Genomic DNA, 18,994 nt, shown 5'->3' with positions numbered 1-18,994 from the left:
TTTTGCACTGTTTTTTTTGGGTTTGTTGGGTGGGGGGGTGTATTTTTTTCTTAATTCATTTCCCCCCCAATTCGTGGGGGTGGGTCCCCCAACCCCCCCCCCCCCGGGGGGGGGGGGGGGGGGCCCCCCCCCCCCACGGCCAGGTCGGCTGCCGCCCCGACGCGCAGCCGATCCATGGGGGGTCAACAGTCGTCATGGCGACCATCGTCGACGGGAGCGCGCCGCTGTCGCGGCACAACCAGAAGCTCGCGAAGCGCACCGCTTCGTGGCGGCCGGGTGTCCTGCCGTTCCTGGTGCCGTTCCTGCTGCTCATAGTCTTCGGACTCTGGACGTACCGCCCCAGCTCGTCCGTCATGAGCTGGATCCTGACCATCGTCTGGTCCCTGCCGGCCGCCGGTGTCCTCGTCGGTATCCAGGGCGCGTTCCTGATCCGCCGCCGGGTCCGCAAGAGCGACCGCATGGTGCCGCCCGCACCGGCCGAGCAGGACTTCCTGATCGCCCTGTGCCCGACCATCGGACGCCACGACACCTACCCGGCGCTCGAGCGCTCGGTCCTGTCCTACGTGCAGCACCTGCCGGAGTACTTCCCGCACATGCGCGTCGACATCCTCACCGAGGAGGGCTGCGAGGCCGCCGAGCGGATCGACGCCCTGGCCGCCGCCCACCCGCTGATGCGGGTGATCACGGTGCCCAAGGACTACACCCCGGCCAACGGCACCCGCTTCAAGGCGCGCGCCAACCACTACGCACACGAACTCCGCATCGCCGAGGGCGAGGCCCTGGAGTACGTGTGGGTGCTGCACATGGACGACGACACCGGTGTCGGCCCCGACACCGCGAGCTCCCTCGCCCAGTTCATCAACCGCCAGCGCCGCGCCCACCCCGACGAGGCCAAGCACATGGCCCAGGGCATCCTCACCTACCCCCGGGAGAACGCGGTCTCGCTGTTCACCTGGCTCGCCGACGCCGTGCGCCCCGCCGACGACATCGCCCGCTTCCGGGCGCTGACCGGCATGGGTACCCCGGCCGCAGGCGTCCACGGCGAGCTCCTCGTCCTGCGCGCCTCCATCGAAGCCGAGATCGGCTGGGACTTCGGCCCCAAGGAGATCGTCGAGGACGCCCGGCTCGCCCTCACGTTCTGCCGCAAGTACCCCGGTCGCAGCGACTGGTTCAACGGGCGCTGCTACGGCGCCTCCCCCGCCAACGCGGCCGACTTCATCAAGCAGCGCGAGCGCTGGGCCTGGGGGCTCGTGGCGCTCTGCTTCAACCGCGCCGTCCCGCTGCGCTACCGCTGGTTCCTCTCGGTCTGCGTGACCACCTGGATCCTCGGCCCGCTCCAGCACATCGGTGCCGTGCTGCTCATCGGCTGGCTCTTCAACGACATGAACACCTCGCCCGTGACCCAGTCCGTGGTCATCCTGTGGGCGCTCAACTTCGCCTACGTGATCTGGACTTACTGGGAGGGGCTGCGCCTCAACGCGCTCGCCTCGCTCAGCGGCCGACGCAGGTGGTGGGAGCCGATCGTCGTGACGGCCCTCATCCCCGTCTTCTCCGTCCTCGAGGGCGTCGGCGGCCTGCGCGGCTTCGTGAAGTTCGCGCGCCGCGAGGAGAACAAGTTCGTCGTGATCGCCAAGCCCGCCTGACCCCCGGAAGAACTCACTGACATGCGCTCGCGACTGCCCCTGCTCGCCCTTTTCCCGGCCACCGTACTGACGGTAGTCATCGCGACACCCTTCGTGCTCGGCGACCACCCCGTGCGGTGGGAGTCCGGCTCCGCGGTGCCCAGGATCGTCAAGGGTGACGTGCCGGAGGAGACCCGCCACGGCTCGGAGAAGAACACCTCCGACACCCCGGCCGCCTCCGCCGACGGCACCACCCCCGCCGCCGACCCCACCAAGGTCGCCAAGGTGTGGAAGGACGGCATGCCCCAGTGGGGCGTGCAGTACTACTGGGAGGAGGAGCCGAAGCAACGGACCGACGCCTTCATCGAGGCGCAGGCCCAGAAGCAGGCCACGTACCTCATCGGCCTCGGCGCCAACTCGGTCTCCCTCTCCTTCCCCTTCGTCACCGAGGGCCCGACCTCCAACACGCTGCGGGCCGGGGCCAAGACGCCCTCCGCCGAGCGCGTCGGCATCGTCCTGAAGGTCTTCAAGGAGGCGGGTCTTCGCACCACGCTCCGCCCGACCATGGACGAGGCGTCCCTGAACCCGCCGACCGGCTGGCGCGGCAACATCGAGCCCGCCTCGCGCTCCGCGTGGTTCGCCTCGTACAAGAAGTTCCTCACCCCGTACCTCAAGACCGCCCACGAGACGAAGACGGACACCTTCGTCGTCGGCACCGAGCTGAACTCCCTCGAGGGCGACGTCAACTGGCAGTCCCTCGTCTCGTACGCGGAGCAGACGACCTCCAGCGAGGTCGCCTACGACGCCAACTGGGACAACTACGTCGCCGGCCGCATCAACGTGCCGGTCAGCCACCTCGGCGTCGACTCCTACTTCCCCGTGAAGGTGCCGGACACCGCGCCCGTCTCGGCGCTGGTCGACGGCTGGAACACCTGGCTCGACAAGAAGGCCAAGGGCCCCCTGCCCCACATCACCCTCGCCGAGGCCGGCATCGGCGCCATGGACGGCGCCTACCAGGCCCCCGGCGACTTCTACACCAAGCGCGCCCTGAACCCGAAGGTGCAGGCCAACTGGTACACCGCCGTCTGCCAGGTGGTCCAGGAGCGCAAGATGCAGGGCGTCTACTGGTGGTCGATCTGGTTCGACGACGACCCCAACACCCCGCCGGACGACAAGCACGCCTCTCGCCTGGACTTCGCCGGCCGTCCCCTGACGGAGAAGGCCATCAAGTCCTGCTTCACCTCCGACTACGCCGGCCCCGGCGTCGACACCAAGAGCTGACCGAGCGAGGCAACCATGCAAGAAGCCATCATTTTGGTGGGCGGCAAGGGCACGCGCCTGCGCCCCCTGACCAACCACACCCCGAAGCCGCTGCTCAGCGTGGCGGGCACCTCCTTCATCCGGCACCAGATCGCCAAGCTGATGGACGCGGGCGTCACCCACGTCGTCTTCGCGACCTCCTACCTGGCGAGCCTCTTCGAGGAGGAGTTCAAGGACTTCGGCGACTCCCTGGAGATCTCGTACGCGGTCGAGGAGGTCCCCCTCGGCACCGGCGGCGCCATCCGCAACGCGGGCCGGCTGCTGCGCGGCGGCCCCGACGACGCGGTCCTCGTCCTCAACGGCGACATCCTCTCCGGCCTCGACCTGCGGGCGGTCCTCGCCGACCACCGGCAGCGCGACGCGGACGTGACGCTCCACCTCACCCGCGTCCCCGACCCCCGCGCCTTCGGCCTGGTCCCCACCGCCGAGGACGGCCGGGTCCTCTCCTTCCTGGAGAAGCCCAAGACGGCCGAGGAGATCGTCACCGACCAGATCAACGCGGGCTGCTACGTCTTCCGCCGCTCCGTCCTCGACGCGATCCCCGCCGACCGCGAGGTCTCCGTCGAACAGGAGACGTTCCCCGGCCTCGTCGCCGCGGGCCACCGCGTCTTCGGCCACATCACCAGCGGCTACTGGCGCGACCTCGGCACCCCGCTCGCCTTCGTGCAGGGCTCCGCCGATCTCGTCACCGGGCGGGCCACGTCACCCCTCGTCGGCCCCGAAGGCGACGCCCTGATCCACCCCACCGCCGTCGTCGACCCGGCCGCCCGCGTCACCGGCGGCTCGACCATCGGCCCGCACGCCGTCATCGGCCCCGGCGCCGTCGTCGACCGCTCCATCATCGGCGCCGGCGTCACCGTGGACGCGGGCGCCCGCGTCCTCGACTCCGTCGTCGACCACGACTCCACGATCGGCAGCGACTCGCTCCTGCGCGAGACCGTCGTCGGCTGCCACGCCCACATCGGCGCCGACAACGAACTCCCCGCCCAGCTCCGCCTCGCGTGCGGCATCCGCATCCCCGCCCAGGGAGTACGCGTCAGCGGGACGGCCACCGCCTGCTCGACCGTCCACTGACCGTCCGTTACTGGAGAGACATGTCCCGCCATCGCTCCCGGGCCGCCGACCACTCGGCCCCGGCCGCCAAGGACGAACGCCTTCGCAAGTACCGCCCCGACATCCAGGGCCTGCGTGCCGTCGCCATCATGATGGTCGTCGCCATGCACTGCGGCATCCTCGACATCCACGGTGGCGTGGACGTGTCCTTCGTCCTGAGCGGCTTCCTCATCGGCGGCCAGCTCTTCGCGGAGATCGAGAAGACCGGCAAGGTCTCACTGACCAAGTTCTGGGCGCGCCGCTTCCGCCGTCTGACGCTGCCCATGGCCATCGTCGTGGTCGCCACCGGCATCGCGGCCTGGCTCTACGGCAGCCCGCTGAAGTTCTACAGCTACGTGGAGGACGGCCTCGCCGCCTCGCTCTCCTTCCTGAACTGGCGCCTGGTCGAGAACGGCACCGACTACTTCGCCAACGACGGCTCCCAGTCCCCGTACCAGCACTTCTGGTCCCTGGGCATCGAGGAGCAGTTCTACGTCGCCGCGCCGATCGCCCTCGTCGCGATGGTCTGGCTCAGCCGCCTGATCCTCAGGAACCGGGTCCTGGTCGGCGTGTTCCTGGTCGGCGTCATCGGCACCTCGTTCTACCTCGGCTGGTCCAAGACCCCGACCGACCAGCCGCTCGCGTACTTCGCCACGCACACCCGCATCTGGGAGATCACCTCCGGCGTGCTGCTCGCCCTGCTCGCGCCGTACGCCTCCCGCATGAACCGGGGTTTCGCCGCGTTCCTCTCCTGGTTGGGCCTCGCCACCGCGCTCGGCACCGCGATGCTCATCACCTCGGAGACCCCGCTGCCCGGCTACGCGGTGGCCGGACCGGTCGCCGGCGCCCTGCTCGTCATCGCCGGCGGCTGCGCCGACCCGCGGTTCGGCGCCGAGCGGCTGCTCGACAACCCCGTCTTCGACTTCGTCGGCAACGTCAGCTACGGCTGGTACCTGACGCACTGGCCGCTGCTCGTGCTCTGGCCCTCCATAGTCGACCGCGACTTCACCTTCTCGGAGCGGATGCGCGTCGTCGTCCTGTCGTTCCTGCTCGCCTGCCTGCTCCACTACGCCGTCGAGCGCAAGCTCCGCAAGGCCGTCTCGCTCATCGCCCGCCCCTGGAAGGGCGTCTTCACCGGCGGCTTCGCCACCGCGGGCACGGCAGGCGCGATGGCCCTCGCCGCGATCATCCCGCTCAACCTGGCCACGGCCTCGTCCAGCACGGTCGCGGTCGGGTACAAGAGCCAGGCGTCGGTCGAGGAGTCGGTCCACCGCACCGCGCTCTCGGCCACCGTGCAGGGCTCGCTCGAGAAGGCCCCCAAGAACATGTCGAAGCACGGCTGCATCGACAACTTCGAGGTCAAGGTCTTCAAGATGCGCCAGTTCTGCGTCATGGGAGACGCCAAGGGCGCCAAGACGCTGGTCCTCTTCGGCGACTCGCACGCCTGGCAGTGGGACGACGTCTACAACGACATCGGCAAGGAACTCGGCTTCCGGATCGTGACCATCACCAAGGGTGGCTGCTCTCCGCAGAAGTACGACATCATCTACCCCGGCCAGAACCGCCGGTACACCGAGTGCGACACCTGGCGCGAATCCGCCTTCGCGGAGCTGAAGAAGATCAAGCCCGATGTCCTCGTCGTCACGGGCCGTACCCGTGGTGAGGCCAACCGCACCGGCGCCGAGGCCTCGTTCAAGGTGTTCAAGGAGACCGGCGCCGAGCTGGTCTACATGACGGACACCCCGCAGCCCGGCCAGAACGTGCCCGACTGCCTGGCCACCCACATCGACAACATCACGCCCTGCAACCGCAAGGAGTGGCAGGCCCTGGAGTACACGCAGCTGCGTGCCATGGAACGGGACGTCGCCACGAAGTACGGCGCCGAGGTCATCGACACGACCCCCGCGTTCTGCGCCTCCGACGTCTGCCCCTCGGTCATCGGCGACCAGGTCGTCTACTTCGACAACAGCCACATCACGTCGTCGTACTCCAAGACGCTGAAGCCGTTCCTCCAGCCGGCCCTGAAGGAGATCCTGGACAAGGCCTGAGGACGCTCGGAACAGTCCCGCCCCGGTCGCGTCCGCGACCGGGGCGGACCCGTCACTGCCCCCGGACGCGCACCCGCCGCGCCTTCACCTGGCGCTCCGCAAGCAGCTCGTCCGCCGGATAAGCCACCTCCTCCAACGTCAGCCCATGTGGCCGCACCACATGCACCGCGCTGTCCCGCACCCCCGCGTCGAGCACCTTCCGCGGCCACTCGGTGCCCCGGTGCCCGTCCCCCACGAACAGCAGCGCGCCGACCATGGAGCGCACCTGGTTGTAGCAGAACGCGTCCGCGCGCACCTCGATCTCGATGACGCCGTCGCCGCGCCGCCCGGCCCCGAAGTCGAGGATCTCCCGGATCGTCGTCGCGCCCTCGCGCTTCTTCGCGTACGCGGCGAAGTCGTGCTCCCCGACCAGCGACTTCGCCGCGACGTCCATCGCCGCGACATCCAGCTCCCAGTCGTGCCACAGCACGTGGTCGCGCAGCAGCGGGTCGACGCCGCCCGGCCGGTCGGTGACGCGGTAGACGTAGCGCCGCCACAGCGCGGCGAACCGCGCGTCGAACCCGTCCGGCGCCGCGCCGGCCCGCCAGACCCGCACGTCCCGGGGGAGCCGCCCGGCCAGCCGCTTGACCAGCTTGTCCCCGTGCTCGGCCCACACCGCGTCCGGCAGGTCGACGTGCGCCACCTGCCCCCGCGCGTGCACCCCGGCATCGGTCCGCCCGGCCACGGTCAGCTCGTACGTCCGAAGGGACCGGGTCACGGTCCGCAGCGCGTCCTCGATCTCCCCCTGGACGGTCCGGCGACCGCCGGGCTGCTTGGCCCACCCGGAGAAGTCGGTCCCGTCGTACGACAGATCGAGCCGCACCCGCACGAACCCGTCCGCTACATCGTCACTCACCCAAAGATCCTCTCACCGACGAAAAAGCGGGCCCGCCCTTGTGAAAGGGCGGGCCCGCTCAAAGCGCCCTGAGGGGCGCGGGGAACTGCGCGACCAGCCACGACATAGCCGCAGCCGCCCAAAGACAGCACCCGATGGACGACTAGGCGTCCTTCGACTCCTCGGCGGCAGCCGGCGTCGCGTCCTCGACGACCTCGGCGGCCGGAGCGGCAGCCTCGGCGTCCTTGGCGGAGCGCTTGGTGGCGGCCTCGGCCTCACCGGTGGCCTGCTGCGCGACCGTCAGGGCCTCGACCAGCTCGATGACGGCCATGGGCGCGTTGTCGCCACGGCGGTTACCGATCTTGGTGATACGGGTGTAACCACCCGGACGGTTCTCGTAGCGCGGGCCGATCTCCGTGAAGAGCGTGTGCACGATGCTCTTGTCGGTGATGACGGACAGCACCTGGCGGCGGTTGTGAAGGTCGCCCTTCTTCGCCTTGGTGACCAGACGCTCCGCGTACGGGCGCAGACGACGGGCCTTGGCCTCGGTCGTCGTGATCTTGCCGTGCTCGAAGAGCTGCTTGGCCAGGTTCGCGAGAAGCAGCTTCTCGTGCGCGGCGCTGCCGCCCAGACGGGCACCCTTGGTGGGCTTCGGCATGGTGTTTCTCCTTGTTGTCTGCCCCGGCCGTATCAGGTACCGAGGTCAGTGGCACCGCGCCCCGTCAGGGGCGCGGGGAACTGCGCGACCAGCCACAAACCGGCCCGCAGCCAAAATCAAACTAGTACTGCTCAGTCTCCACGAACCCGGCGTCCGCATCGTCATCGGCGCCGAAGGCGTCGGCCGCGGCGGTCGGGTCGAACCCGGGAGGCGAGTCCTTCAGGGCGAGGCCCATACCATGCAGCTTCGCCTTGACCTCGTCGATCGACTTCGCACCGAAGTTGCGGATGTCGAGCAGATCCGCCTCGGAGCGCGCGACGAGCTCACCCACGGAGTGGATGCCCTCGCGCTTGAGGCAGTTGTACGACCGGACGGTGAGCTCGAGCTCCTCGATGGGGAGCGCGAGGTCCGCCGCCAGGGCGGCGTCCGTCGGCGACGGACCCATGTCGATGCCCTCGGCGTCGACGTTGAGCTCGCGCGCCAGACCGAACAGCTCCACCAGGGTCTTGCCGGCGGACGCCATGGCGTCACGGGGACGCATGGCCTGCTTGGTCTCGACGTCGACGACCAGCTTGTCGAAGTCGGTGCGCTGCTCGACACGCGTGGCCTCGACCTTGTACGTCACCTTGAGAACCGGCGAGTAGATCGAGTCGACCGGGATGCGCCCGATCTCCTGACCGACCTGCTTGTTCTGCACGGCGGAGACATAGCCGCGACCGCGCTCGACGGTCAGCTCCATCTCCAGCTTGCCCTTGCCGTTGAGCGTGGCGAGGACGAGGTCGGGGTTGTGCACCTCGACACCGGCCGGGGGCGCGATGTCGGCGGCGGTGACCAGACCAGGCCCCTGCTTGCGCAGGTACATCACCACGGGCTCGTCGTGCTCGCTGCTCACGACCAGCTGCTTGATGTTCAGGATGAGGTCGGTGACGTCTTCCTTCACACCCGGCACGGTGGTGAACTCGTGCAGGACACCGTCGATACGGATGGACGTGACCGCCGCACCCGGGATCGAGGAGAGCAGGGTCCGGCGGAGCGAGTTGCCGAGGGTGTAGCCGAAGCCCGGCTCCAGCGGCTCGATCACGAACCGGGAGCGGAATTCGTCGACGACCTCTTCGGTCAACGAGGGACGCTGAGCGATCAGCATGAATGGAGTCCTTCAGTTCAGGGGCACCCACTATTTGATGCCCTGAGATAGAACAAGGGTACGGGCGGCACCGCCCCGAGGAGCCGTACCGCCCGAAACCTCAAAACGTCCGAGCGTCAGACGCGACGACGCTTGGGGGGACGGCAGCCGTTGTGCGGGGTCGGCGTGACGTCCTGGATCGAGCCGACCTCGAGGCCGGTCGCCTGGAGCGAACGGATGGCGGTCTCACGACCGGAACCCGGGCCCTTGACGAAGACGTCGACCTTGCGCATGCCGTGCTCCTGCGCGCGACGGGCAGCCGACTCGGCGGCCATCTGCGCGGCGAACGGCGTGGACTTGCGGGAGCCCTTGAAGCCGACGTGGCCGGCGGAGGCCCACGAGATCACGTTGCCGGTCGGGTCCGTGATGGACACGATCGTGTTGTTGAACGTGCTCTTGATGTGCGCGTGGCCGTGAGCGACGTTCTTCTTTTCCTTGCGGCGCACCTTCTTGGCAGCGCCCTGACGTCCCTTGGGGGGCATGTCGTTCTCCTACGGGAGGTGGTCGGTCCTACAGCGAAGACCGCTGAAAAGCGTCCGCTGAGGACTACTTCTTGCCCGGCTTCTTCTTACCGGCGATGGCGCGACGCGGGCCCTTGCGGGTACGCGCGTTCGTGCTGGTGCGCTGGCCGCGGACCGGCAGACCACGACGGTGGCGCAGACCCTGGTAGCAGCCGATCTCGACCTTGCGGCGGATGTCGGCCTGGATCTCGCGACGGAGGTCACCCTCGGTCTGGAAGTTCTGGTCCACGTACTCGCGGATCTTGACGAGGTCTTCCTCGCTCAGGTCGCGGACGCGGATGTCGCGGTCGACGCCCACGGTGTCCAGCGTCAGCTGGGCGCGCGTACGGCCGATGCCGAACACGTAGGTGAGGGCGACCTCGATGCGCTTGTCGCGCGGGAGGTCAACGCCTTCAACGCGTGCCATTCATGGCTCCTGTTGATTTTCGGAGGTCTGCAGCAGAGCCACTCCCCGCCGCCGTCCCCGCCACGATGAGCGGTTCGGTACGACTGGGTCCCCGGCCTCCGACCGAAGGTGTCGCCGCAGTGCTCAGAATCCTGTGCCTGCCGACGGGCCCTGCATATGTACTCAATGTGTTGCGTGCGTCGCGCGAAACTCTGCGAACGAACTGCAGTCAGTCGTGCGTCAGCCCTGGCGCTGCTTGTGGCGCGGGTTGTCGCAGATCACCATGACCCGACCGTGACGGCGGATCACCCTGCACTTGTCGCAGATCTTCTTGACGCTCGGCTTGACCTTCATGGGTGAGGTTCTCCGGGTCAGTTGCCGGCGCCCCGCGGGAAGCGGGACCGGGCAAGATCTACTTGTACCGGTAGACGATCCGGCCACGCGTCAGGTCGTACGGAGACAGCTCCACCACGACCCGGTCGTCAGGGAGGATGCGGATGTAGTGCATACGCATCTTGCCGCTGATGTGTGCCAGGACCTGGTGGCCGTTCTGGAGCTCCACCCTGAACATCGCGTTCGGAAGAGACTCGACGACAGTGCCTTCGATCTCGATGGCACCTTGCTTCTTGGCCACGCTTCGCCCTTCGAATCGACTACCTTGATCGACTCTCGCGCCACGCATGCGGACATGCAGATACACGAGAGCCGACGAGTCAGTCTACGTCAGCACCCCCGGAAAGACGAATCCGAGAATTCTGCCCTACCGGCAAGATCCCTAAGCCACCGACGCAGCGCTTACGCCAACGGATCCGGCGCCGCCGTCACGCCCATCTCCGCCAGCTTCGCCCTGCCGCCGTCGGGCGCCGTCAGGACGAGCGGCCCCTCCTCCGTCAGCGCCACCGAGTGCTCCCAGTGGGAGGACCACGTGCCGTCCGTCGTGATGACCGTCCAGTCGTCCGACAGGACCTCCGTACGGGGGGTGCCGAGGGAGACCATGGGCTCGATGGCGAGGCAGAAGCCGGGGACGAGCTTGGGGCCCTTGCCGCGGCGGCGCTCGACGTAGTTCAGCAGGTGCGGGTCCATGTGCATCTCGGTGCCGATGCCGTGGCCGCCGTAGTCCTCGACGATGCCGTACTTGCCGCCGCCGGGCTTGGGCTGGCGGCGGATGTACGTCTCGATGGCGCGGGAGACGTCGACGAGCCGGTTGCCCTGCTTCATGGCGGCGATCCCGGCCCACATGGACTCCTCGGTCACCCGGGAGAGCTCGAGCAGCTCCGCGGAGTGACCGGAGCCGACGAACGCGGTGTACGCCGCGTCGCCGTGCCAGCCGTCGACGATCGCGCCGCAGTCGATGGAGATGATGTCGCCGTCCTCGAGGACGACCTCGTCGCTCGGGATACCGTGGACGACCACCTCGTTCTTCGAGGTGCAGATGGTCGCGGGGAACCCGCCGTAGCCGAGGAAGTTCGACTTCGCGCCGTGCTCGGCGATCACCTTGCGGGCGACCTCGTCCAGGTCCTTGGTGGTCGCGCCCGGCACGGCCGCCTCACGGGTCGCGGCGTGGATCGCCGCGACGACAAGCCCCGCCTCCCGCATCTTGCGAATCTGGTCGGGGGTCTTGATCTGCACCATGGGGGCCTGCGCTCTCCGTCATCCGGTACGAGGTGTACGTACACCCCAACACTAAGGCCGCGGCCCCCGGGACAGGGAACCGCGGCCTCAGCCACGTAGCACGGAAGAGAGGGTCTAGCGGCCCAGGGCCTCCATGGCCCGCGCCGTGACCTCTTCCACCTTGCCGAGCGCGGAGATCGTCTTCACGAGCCCCTGCTCACGGTAGTAACCGATGATCGGCTCGGTCTGCGTGTGGTAGACCTCGAGCCGCTTGCGGACGGTCTCTTCCTTGTCGTCGTCACGCTGGTACAGCTCACCGCCGCAGACGTCACAGACGCCCTCGGTCTTCGGCTGCTTGTACTCGACGTGGAAGACGTGCGCGGAGTCGTTACGGCAGATGCGGCGGCCGGCGATGCGCTTGACCACCTCGTCCTCGGGGACCTCCAGGTCCAGGACCGCGTCCAGCTTCATGTCGTCCGCCTTGAGGGCGACGTCGAGCGCCTCGGCCTGCGAGACGTTGCGAGGGAAGCCGTCGAGCAGGAAGCCGTTCCGGGCGTCCGGCTGCTCCATGCGGTCCTTGGCCATCCCGATGGTGACCTCGTCCGGTACCAGCTGGCCCGCGTCCATGAACGACTTGGCCTGCTTGCCCAGCTCCGTGCCCTGGCTGATGTTGGCACGGAAGAGGTCGCCCGTGGAGATGTGCGGGATCGACAGGTTCTGGGCAAGGAACGCGGCCTGCGTTCCCTTGCCGGCACCAGGCGGCCCGACGAGGACGATTCGCATCAGCGGAGGAACCCTTCGTAATTGCGCTGCTGAAGCTGGCTCTCGATCTGCTTCACCGTCTCAAGACCAACACCCACGATGATCAGGATGCTGGTGCCGCCGAACGGGAAGTTCTGGTTTGCCCCGAAACCAACCAACGCCATCGTCGGTACGAGTGCGATCAGCCCCAAGTACAGCGAACCCGGCCAGGTGATCCGGTTGAGTACGTACGAAAGATACTCAGCGGTCGGTCGGCCAGCCCGGATGCCCGGGATGAAGCCACCATACTTCTTCATGTTGTCCGCGACTTCCTCGGGGTTGAACGAGATCGCCACGTAGAAGAAGGCGAAGAACACGATCAAAAGGAAGTACGTGATGATGTAGTACGGGTGGTTTCCCTTGGTCAGGTGGTCGTCGATCCACACCTTCCACTGCGAGTCACCGCCGGCGAACTGGGCGACCAGCGCGGGGATGTACAGCAGCGACGAGGCGAAGATGACCGGGATCACACCCGCCTGGTTCACCTTGAGCGGGATGTACGTAGACGTACCGCCGTAGGAACGACGGCCGATCATGCGCTTCGCGTACTGCACCGGGATACGGCGCTGGGCCTGCTCGACGAAGACCACCAAGGCGACCATGACCAGGCCGACGAGGATGACGGTGCCGAACTCGATCCAGCCGTCGGCCAGCGAGCCCTGCTTCTTGATGGCCCACAGGGCGGACGGGAAGGTGGCGGCGATCGAGATGAACATCAGGATCGACATGCCGTTGCCGATGCCGCGGTCGGTGATCAGCTCACCGAGCCACATCATGACGCAGGTACCGGCGGTCATCGTGATGACCATCGTGATGGTGATGAAGATCGACTGGTCGGGGACGATCTCACTCGCGACGGGGCACCCTTGGAACAGGGCGCCGGTACGGGCGGTGGCGACGAGGCCCGTGCCCTGAAGGATGGCGAGCGCCACGGTCAGGTACCGGGTGTACTGCGTGATCTTCGCGGTACCGGCCTGACCCTCCTTCTTGAGGGCTTCGAGGCGCGGGATCACCACGGTGAGCAGCTGCAGAATGATGCTCGCGGTGATGTACGGCATGATGCCGAGCGCGAAGACCGTGATCTGCAGCAGCGCGCCACCGCTGAACATGTTGACCAGACCGAACAGGCCGGTGCTGGAGTTGGCCACGTCCATGCACGTCTGGACGTTCGTGTAATCCACACCGGGGATCGGGACATGCGCCCCGAGCCGGTAGATCACGACGATGCCCAGCGTGAAGAGCAGCTTCTTGCGCAGGTCGGGCGTCTTGAACGCCCGGGCGAACGCGGTGAGCACGGTGCCTCCTGCGACCCCCGCGCGCGTGCGTCAGAGGTGACGGTCTTGAGGATTCGACGAATGGGTAACGGTCAAGATCCGGGATTGGTGCCGGGGACACTCAACTAGCCCGCAAATTAACAGCGGACGCCACCTTACCGGCGGACATGGCCCCCTAGGAACGACCAACCGGGGATACCCCTTTTGTGGGGTATCCCCGGTCGGGATCGCTCATGTCATCGAGACGGCGTCTGGACTCAGACGAGCTCGGTGACCGTACCGCCCGCGGCGGTGATCTTCTCCTTGGCGGAGCCGGAGACGGCGTCGACCGTCACCTGCAGCGCCACGGAGATCTCGCCCTGGCCCAGGACCTTGACGAGGCTGTTCTTGCGCACGGCGCCCTTGGCGACCAGGCCCTCGACCGTGACCTCGCCACCCTCGGGGTAGAGCGAGGACAGCTTGTCCAGGTTCACGACCTGGAACTCGGTCTTGAACGGGTTCTTGAAGCCCTTGAGCTTCGGGAGACGCATGTGGAGGGGCATCTGGCCACCCTCGAAGCGCTCCGGAACCTGGTAACGGGCCTTGGTGCCCTTGGTACCACGACCGGCCGTCTTACCCTTCGACGCCTCACCACGACCGACACGGGTCTTGGCGGTCTTGGCGCCGGGGGCCGGACGGAGGTTGTGGATCTTCAGCGGGTTGTTCTCCGCCATGATCAGACCTCCTCAACCGTCACGAGGTGGCGGACGGTGTGCACCATGCCGCGGAACTCGGGGCGGTCCTCCTTGACGACCTGCGTGTTGATCCCCTTGAGACCGAGGGAACGCAGGGTGTCACGGTGGTTCTGCTTGCTGCCGATGTACGACTTCGTCTGCGTGATCTTGAGCTGTGCCATTACGCAGCACCAGCCCCGGCACGCGCACGCAGCAGAGCCGCGGGAGCGACGTCCTCGAGCGGCAGACCGCGGCGGGCCGCGATCTCCTCGGGACGCTGCAGGCCCTTCAGGGCCTCCACGGTCGCGTGCACGATGTTGATCGCGTTCGACGAGCCGAGCGACTTCGACAGGATGTCGTGCACGCCCGCGCACTCGAGCACGGCACGCACCGGGCCACCGGCGATAACACCGGTACCGGGGGAAGCAGGCTTGAGCAGGACGACGCCCGCGGCCTTCTCGCCCGTGATCGGGTGCGGGATGGTGCCCTGGATACGGGGGACCTTGAAGAAGTGCTTCTTGGCCTCCTCAACACCCTTGGCGATGGCGGCCGGCACCTCCTTGGCCTTGCCGTAACCGACACCCACGGTGCCGTCACCGTCGCCCACTACGACGAGCGCAGTGAAGCTGAAGCGACGACCACCCTTCACAACCTTGGCGACGCGGTTGATCGCGACAACGCGCTCAACGTACGCGGTCTTCTCGGCGGCGGCGTTGCCACCGTCGCGACCCTTCCGGTCCCGCCGCTCGCCGCCACCGGCACCGCCACCGCGGCGCTGGGGTCCAGCCATTGGAATTACCTCTCTCTTTTTCCGCTAGCTACGCAGCTGATAACCACTGCGTGGCGGGCGACTCAGAACTTGAGTCCGGCTTCGCGGGCGGCGTCCGCCAGGGCGGCGATGCGCCCGGCGTACTGGTTACCACCACGGTCGAACACGACGGCCTCGACACCGGCGGCCTTGGCGCGCTCGGCGACCAGGGCGCCGACCGACTTGGCCTGCGCGGACTTGTCGCCCTCGCCGCCGCGGATCGACGAGTCCAGGGTGGACGCCGACGCGAGGGTGTGACCCTGCACGTCGTCGATCACCTGGGCGACGATGTTGCGGTTGGAGCGCGTCACGACCAGGCGCGGACGCTCGGCCGTACCCGAGATGTGCTTACGGATACGGATGTGGCGCCGCTTGATTGCAGCGCGCTTGTAAGCGTCGCCCTTAGCGATCTTCTGACCGTATGCCATGGCTTACTTACCCGCCTTTCCGACCTTGCGGCGGATGACTTCGCCTTCGTACTTGACGCCCTTGGCCTTGTACGGGTCGGGCTTGCGCAGCTTGCGGATGTTGGCCGCAACCTCGCCGACCTTCTGCTTGTCGATGCCCTCGACCGAGAACTTGGTCGGCGACTCGACCTTGAACGAGATGCCCTCGGGCGCCTCGACCAGGATCGGGTGGCTGTAGCCGAGCGAGAACTCCAGGTTGGAGCCCTTCGCCAGGACGCGGTAACCGACACCGCTGATCTCGAGCTTCTTCACGTAACCCGTGGTCACGCCGGTGATCATGTTCGCCACCAGCGTGCGGGACAGGCCGTGCAGGGCCTTGTTCTGACGCTCGTCGTTGGGGCGGGTGACGTTCAGGACGCCGTCCTCACCCTTGGCGATGTCGATCGGCGCGACGATGGTGTGGCTCAGGGTGCCCTTGGAACCCTTCACCGTGACCGTGCGGCCATCGATGGTGACGTCCACGCCGGCGGGAACCGTGATGGGGAGCTTGCCAATACGCGACATAGCTGTTTCCTCCGTTCCCTTCCGCTACCAGACGTAGGCGAGGACTTCCCCACCCACGCCCTTCTTGCCTGCCTGCTGGCCGGTCAGGAGACCGTGCGACGTGGAGATGATCGCCACGCCCAGGCCACCGAGGACCTTCGGCAGGTTGGTGGACTTCGCGTAAACGCGCAGACCCGGCTTGGAGATCCGCTTGATGCCGGCGATCGAACGCTCACGGTTCGGGCCGAACTTCAGCTCCAGGACGAGGGACTTGCCGACCTCGGCGTCCTCGACCTTCCAGCCGGTGATGAAACCCTCCTGCTGGAGGATCTCGGCGATGTGCGACTTGATCTTGCTGTGCGGCATAGCCACGGTGTCGTGGTACGCCGAGTTCGCGTTCCGCAGACGCGTAAGCATGTCTGCGATCGGATCAGTCATGGTCATGAATTGGCCTTCGGCCTCTCTCGCCGGGGTTTCCTGTATGCGCCATCCCTCTCCCCACACAGGGGCGGGACGGGTGCGGCGCGGGGACCTACGGCGTAGTAAGTCGGTGAGGGCGGCAGAGCGCCCAACCCTCCTAGCCTAAGCCATGAGAGCAGGAGTCTCTGCCGACCTCTTACTTACCGAGAGATCCAAGCAGTCCCGAAAAGCGGGGACTACCAGGAGCTCTTGGTCACGCCCGGCAGCTCGCCACGGTGAGCCATCTCACGAAGGCAGACGCGGCACAGGCCGAACTTGCGGTACACGGAGTGCGGGCGGCCACAACGCTGGCAGCGGGTGTAGCCACGCACACCGAACTTGGGCTTACGAGCAGCCTTGGCAATGAGAGCCTTCTTCGCCATCTCGCTCACGCCTCCTTGAACGGGAAGCCGAGGTGACGAAGGAGGGCGCGGCCCTCGTCGTCGTTGGTCGCCGTGGTGACCACGGTGATGTCCATACCCCGGACGCGGTCGATCTTGTCCTGGTCGATCTCGTGGAACATGACCTGCTCCGTGAGACCGAAGGTGTAGTTGCCACGGCCGTCGAACTGCTTGGGGGACAGACCACGGAAGTCGCGGATGCGCGGGAGCGCGAGCGACAGGGTGCGGTCCAGGAACTCCCACATGCGGTCGCCACGGAGCGTGACGTGGGCACCGATCGGCTGGCCTTCACGCAGCTTGAACTGCGCGATGGACTTGCGGGCCTTGGTGATGGCCGGCTTCTGACCGGTGATGGTGGTCAGGTCGCGGACGGCACCGTCCATGAGCTTGGAGTCACGCGCGGCGTCACCCACACCCATGTTGACCACGATCTTGACGAGGCCGGGGATCTGCATGACGTTCTCGTACGAGAACTCTTCCTGCAGCTTGCCCTTGATCTCGTCGCGGTACTTCTGCTTCAGACGCGGGTTCGTGGTGGTAGTCATCAGATGTCCTCACCCGTCCGCTTGGCAACGCGGATCTTGTTGCCCTCGTCGTCGAAGCGGTAACCGACGCGCGTGACGACCTTGTTGCCGTCCTTCTCCACGACCAGCTGGACGTTGGAGACGTGGATCGGGGCCTCGGTGGTCACGATGCCGCCGGCCTGCGAGCCGGTGGCCGTGGGGCCGGCCTTGGTGTGCTTCTTGACCCGGTTGACACCCTCGACCAGGACGCGCTCGTCGCGCGGGTAAGCGGCAATGACCTTGCCCTGCTTGCCCTTGTCCTTACCGGTGATGACCTGGACCAGGTCGCCCTTCTTGATCTTCATGCTTACAGCACCTCCGGCGCGAGCGAGATGATCTTCATGAACTTCTTCTCGCGCAGCTCACGGCCGACGGGGCCGAAGATACGGGTGCCGCGAGGGTCGCCGTCGTTCTTGAGAATGACAGCGGCGTTCTCGTCGAAGCGGATGTACGAGCCGTCCGGACGGCGGCGCTCCTTGACGGTGCGAACGATGACCGCCTTGACGACGTCACCCTTCTTCACGTTGCCACCGGGGATCGCGTCCTTGACGGTGGCGACGATGACGTCACCGATGCCCGCGTAGCGGCGACCCGAGCCACCGAGAACACGGATGGTGAGAATTTCCTTCGCACCCGTGTTGTCGGCGACGCGCAGTCGCGACTCCTGCTGGATCACGTCTATCTCCTGTTTGTCTGCCGGTTCCCGGTGCAGAAGCGCTAGTGACTAGCGCTTCTGCACCGAGCCTGGCGGAACGAACCCTGAGGGATACCCCTCAGAGAATTACTTGGCCTTCTCGAGGATCTCGACGATGCGCCAGCGCTTGGTGGCGGACAGCGGACGCGTCTCCATCAGGAGGACGCGGTCGCCGACGCCGGCAGCGTTCTGCTCGTCGTGCGCCTTGAGCTTGTTCGTACGGCGGATGACCTTGCCGTACAGGGCGTGCTTGACGCGGTCCTCGACGGCGACGACGACGGTCTTGTCCATCTTGTCGCTGACGACCAGACCCTCACGGGTCTTGCGGAAGCCGCGGGCGGCAGTCTCTTCAGTCACAGTCTTCTCGCTCATCAGGCGCTCTCCACCGTCTCGATGCCCAGCTCGCGCTCACGCATGAGGGTGTAGATCCGCGCGATGTCCTTGCGGACGGCCTTGAGCCGGCCGTGGTTCTCGAGCTGACCCGTCGCCGCCTGGAAGCGGAGGTTGAACAGCTCTTCCTTGGCCTCGCGGAGCTTGTTGAGAAGCTCCTCGTTGCCCAGTTCGCGCAGCTCCGACGCCTTGGTACCGGTCGACATCACGCTTCACCTGCCTCGCGCTTGACGATCTTGCACTTCATCGGCAGCTTGTGGGCCGCGCGAGTCAGCGCCTCACGCGCGATCTTCTCGTTGGGGTACGACAGCTCGAACATGACGCGTCCGGGCTTGACGTTGGCGACCCACCACTCCGGAGAACCCTTACCGGAACCCATGCGGGTCTCGGCGGGCTTCTTGGTGAGGGGGCGGTCCGGATAGATGTTGATCCAGACCTTGCCGCCACGCTTGATGTGACGCGTCATCGCGATACGAGCGGCTTCGATCTGCCGGTTCGTCACGTACGCCGGGGTGAGGGCCTGAATGCCGTACTCACCGAACGCAACCTGCGTGCCACCCTTGGACATACCGCTGCGCTTCGGGTGGTGCTGCTTGCGGTGCTTGACCCTACGGGGGATCAGCATTT

At 67.0% G+C, this 18,994-nt stretch carries 27 protein-coding genes; 4 read left to right on the top strand and 23 right to left on the bottom strand.

From position 1 onward, the window contains the following. Window positions 1–194: 194 nt before the first annotated feature. From ACH4RC_RS30875 to ACH4RC_RS30860, 4 genes are read left to right on the top strand one after another with little or no spacing between them, the layout of a single operon-like run. The gene (locus ACH4RC_RS30875) at window positions 195–1,643 is read left to right on the top strand and encodes a glycosyltransferase family 2 protein (protein WP_398206707.1); all 1,449 of its coding nucleotides are present in this window, start codon (window positions 195–197) and stop codon (window positions 1,641–1,643) included. A 21-nt stretch (window positions 1,644–1,664) separates the two neighbouring features. Further along, the gene (locus tag ACH4RC_RS30870) at window positions 1,665–2,903 is read left to right on the top strand and encodes a glycoside hydrolase family 113 (protein WP_398206706.1); all 1,239 of its coding nucleotides are present in this window, start codon (window positions 1,665–1,667) and stop codon (window positions 2,901–2,903) included. Between the two features lie 15 nt (window positions 2,904–2,918). Next, complete coding sequence (locus tag ACH4RC_RS30865) at window positions 2,919–4,016, top strand: sugar phosphate nucleotidyltransferase (protein WP_398206704.1); 1,098 nt, start codon at window positions 2,919–2,921, stop codon at window positions 4,014–4,016. A 20-nt stretch (window positions 4,017–4,036) separates the two neighbouring features. Then, on the top strand, window positions 4,037–6,082 hold the full coding sequence (locus ACH4RC_RS30860; protein WP_398206702.1) for an acyltransferase family protein: 2,046 nt from the start codon (window positions 4,037–4,039) through the stop codon (window positions 6,080–6,082). Between the two features lie 52 nt (window positions 6,083–6,134). Here the strand turns inward: ACH4RC_RS30860 and truA are convergent, their stop codons facing one another. From truA to rplP, 23 genes are all read right to left on the bottom strand, one after another. Then, window positions 6,135–6,977 carry a tRNA pseudouridine(38-40) synthase TruA gene (gene truA / locus ACH4RC_RS30855; RefSeq protein ID WP_398206700.1) on the bottom strand — a complete coding sequence of 281 codons (843 nt, stop codon included), beginning with the start codon at window positions 6,975–6,977 and terminating at the stop codon, window positions 6,135–6,137. Between the two features lie 142 nt (window positions 6,978–7,119). Next, a complete protein-coding gene (gene rplQ, locus ACH4RC_RS30850) occupies window positions 7,120–7,614 on the bottom strand; it encodes a 50S ribosomal protein L17 (protein WP_398206698.1) in 495 nt (164 codons plus the stop codon). A gap of 121 nt (window positions 7,615–7,735) precedes the next feature. Continuing rightward, the gene (locus ACH4RC_RS30845) at window positions 7,736–8,758 is read right to left on the bottom strand and encodes a DNA-directed RNA polymerase subunit alpha (protein WP_398206697.1); all 1,023 of its coding nucleotides are present in this window, start codon (window positions 8,756–8,758) and stop codon (window positions 7,736–7,738) included. Window positions 8,759–8,874: 116 nt separating this feature from the next. Beyond that, window positions 8,875–9,279, bottom strand: coding sequence for a 30S ribosomal protein S11 (gene rpsK, locus ACH4RC_RS30840; RefSeq protein ID WP_003948617.1), 405 nt, complete (start codon window positions 9,277–9,279; stop codon window positions 8,875–8,877). A 64-nt stretch (window positions 9,280–9,343) separates the two neighbouring features. Next, the gene (gene rpsM, locus ACH4RC_RS30835) at window positions 9,344–9,724 is read right to left on the bottom strand and encodes a 30S ribosomal protein S13 (protein WP_398206695.1); all 381 of its coding nucleotides are present in this window, start codon (window positions 9,722–9,724) and stop codon (window positions 9,344–9,346) included. 219 nt (window positions 9,725–9,943) lie between these two features. Continuing rightward, window positions 9,944–10,057, bottom strand: a complete 114-nt coding sequence (gene rpmJ / locus ACH4RC_RS30830; RefSeq protein ID WP_003974245.1) for a 50S ribosomal protein L36 — start codon at window positions 10,055–10,057, stop codon at window positions 9,944–9,946. Window positions 10,058–10,115: 58 nt separating this feature from the next. After that, window positions 10,116–10,337 (bottom strand): translation initiation factor IF-1, encoded by a 222-nt coding sequence (infA, locus tag ACH4RC_RS30825; RefSeq protein WP_004927214.1) that lies wholly within the window; start codon window positions 10,335–10,337, stop codon window positions 10,116–10,118. Between the two features lie 161 nt (window positions 10,338–10,498). Further along, window positions 10,499–11,335, bottom strand: coding sequence for a type I methionyl aminopeptidase (gene map / locus ACH4RC_RS30820; RefSeq protein ID WP_398206693.1), 837 nt, complete (start codon window positions 11,333–11,335; stop codon window positions 10,499–10,501). 114 nt (window positions 11,336–11,449) lie between these two features. Then, window positions 11,450–12,097 (bottom strand): adenylate kinase, encoded by a 648-nt coding sequence (locus ACH4RC_RS30815; RefSeq protein WP_398206692.1) that lies wholly within the window; start codon window positions 12,095–12,097, stop codon window positions 11,450–11,452. Then, window positions 12,097–13,410, bottom strand: coding sequence for a preprotein translocase subunit SecY (secY, locus tag ACH4RC_RS30810; protein ID WP_398206691.1), 1,314 nt, complete (start codon window positions 13,408–13,410; stop codon window positions 12,097–12,099). Before secY ends, ACH4RC_RS30815 begins: the two co-directional genes overlap by 1 nt. Window positions 13,411–13,646: 236 nt before the next feature. Beyond that, window positions 13,647–14,102: a 50S ribosomal protein L15 gene (rplO, locus tag ACH4RC_RS30805; protein WP_398206689.1), complete on the bottom strand. Its 456-nt coding sequence runs from the start codon at window positions 14,100–14,102 to the stop codon at window positions 13,647–13,649. Between the two features lie 2 nt (window positions 14,103–14,104). Continuing rightward, the gene (gene rpmD / locus ACH4RC_RS30800) at window positions 14,105–14,284 is read right to left on the bottom strand and encodes a 50S ribosomal protein L30 (protein ID WP_013001408.1); all 180 of its coding nucleotides are present in this window, start codon (window positions 14,282–14,284) and stop codon (window positions 14,105–14,107) included. Then, window positions 14,284–14,892 (bottom strand): 30S ribosomal protein S5, encoded by a 609-nt coding sequence (rpsE, locus tag ACH4RC_RS30795; RefSeq protein ID WP_161304255.1) that lies wholly within the window; start codon window positions 14,890–14,892, stop codon window positions 14,284–14,286. Before rpsE ends, rpmD begins: the two co-directional genes overlap by 1 nt. 62 nt (window positions 14,893–14,954) lie before the next feature. Further along, window positions 14,955–15,338 (bottom strand): 50S ribosomal protein L18, encoded by a 384-nt coding sequence (gene rplR, locus ACH4RC_RS30790; protein WP_398206687.1) that lies wholly within the window; start codon window positions 15,336–15,338, stop codon window positions 14,955–14,957. A gap of 3 nt (window positions 15,339–15,341) precedes the next feature. Continuing rightward, window positions 15,342–15,881, bottom strand: a complete 540-nt coding sequence (gene rplF / locus ACH4RC_RS30785) for a 50S ribosomal protein L6 (RefSeq protein ID WP_361080955.1) — start codon at window positions 15,879–15,881, stop codon at window positions 15,342–15,344. 24 nt (window positions 15,882–15,905) lie between these two features. After that, window positions 15,906–16,304 (bottom strand): 30S ribosomal protein S8, encoded by a 399-nt coding sequence (gene rpsH, locus ACH4RC_RS30780; RefSeq protein ID WP_028812365.1) that lies wholly within the window; start codon window positions 16,302–16,304, stop codon window positions 15,906–15,908. A gap of 212 nt (window positions 16,305–16,516) precedes the next feature. Next, entirely contained in the window at window positions 16,517–16,702 is a 186-nt protein-coding gene (locus tag ACH4RC_RS30775) for a type Z 30S ribosomal protein S14 (RefSeq protein WP_003948630.1), read from the bottom strand. A 5-nt stretch (window positions 16,703–16,707) separates the two neighbouring features. Beyond that, window positions 16,708–17,265, bottom strand: coding sequence for a 50S ribosomal protein L5 (rplE, locus tag ACH4RC_RS30770; RefSeq protein ID WP_324772721.1), 558 nt, complete (start codon window positions 17,263–17,265; stop codon window positions 16,708–16,710). Then, on the bottom strand, window positions 17,265–17,588 hold the full coding sequence (gene rplX / locus ACH4RC_RS30765; protein ID WP_394433430.1) for a 50S ribosomal protein L24: 324 nt from the start codon (window positions 17,586–17,588) through the stop codon (window positions 17,265–17,267). Before rplX ends, rplE begins: the two co-directional genes overlap by 1 nt. Before the next feature lie 2 nt (window positions 17,589–17,590). Next, on the bottom strand, window positions 17,591–17,959 hold the full coding sequence (gene rplN / locus ACH4RC_RS30760) for a 50S ribosomal protein L14 (RefSeq protein ID WP_003974257.1): 369 nt from the start codon (window positions 17,957–17,959) through the stop codon (window positions 17,591–17,593). A 105-nt stretch (window positions 17,960–18,064) separates the two neighbouring features. Continuing rightward, the gene (gene rpsQ / locus ACH4RC_RS30755) at window positions 18,065–18,349 is read right to left on the bottom strand and encodes a 30S ribosomal protein S17 (RefSeq protein ID WP_018528358.1); all 285 of its coding nucleotides are present in this window, start codon (window positions 18,347–18,349) and stop codon (window positions 18,065–18,067) included. Further along, window positions 18,349–18,573 carry a 50S ribosomal protein L29 gene (gene rpmC, locus ACH4RC_RS30750; RefSeq protein WP_018528357.1) on the bottom strand — a complete coding sequence of 75 codons (225 nt, stop codon included), beginning with the start codon at window positions 18,571–18,573 and terminating at the stop codon, window positions 18,349–18,351. Before rpmC ends, rpsQ begins: the two co-directional genes overlap by 1 nt. Then, a complete protein-coding gene (gene rplP, locus ACH4RC_RS30745) occupies window positions 18,573–18,992 on the bottom strand; it encodes a 50S ribosomal protein L16 (RefSeq protein WP_059424836.1) in 420 nt (139 codons plus the stop codon). Before rplP ends, rpmC begins: the two co-directional genes overlap by 1 nt. Window positions 18,993–18,994: the final 2 nt, after the last annotated feature.

Origin of the sequence: Streptomyces sp. NPDC016845 (assembly GCF_044332585.1) — a bacterium.
In the GTDB taxonomy this organism is placed as follows: domain Bacteria; phylum Actinomycetota; class Actinomycetes; order Streptomycetales; family Streptomycetaceae; genus Streptomyces.
This window is presented reverse-complemented; position numbering and strand designations above follow the sequence as displayed.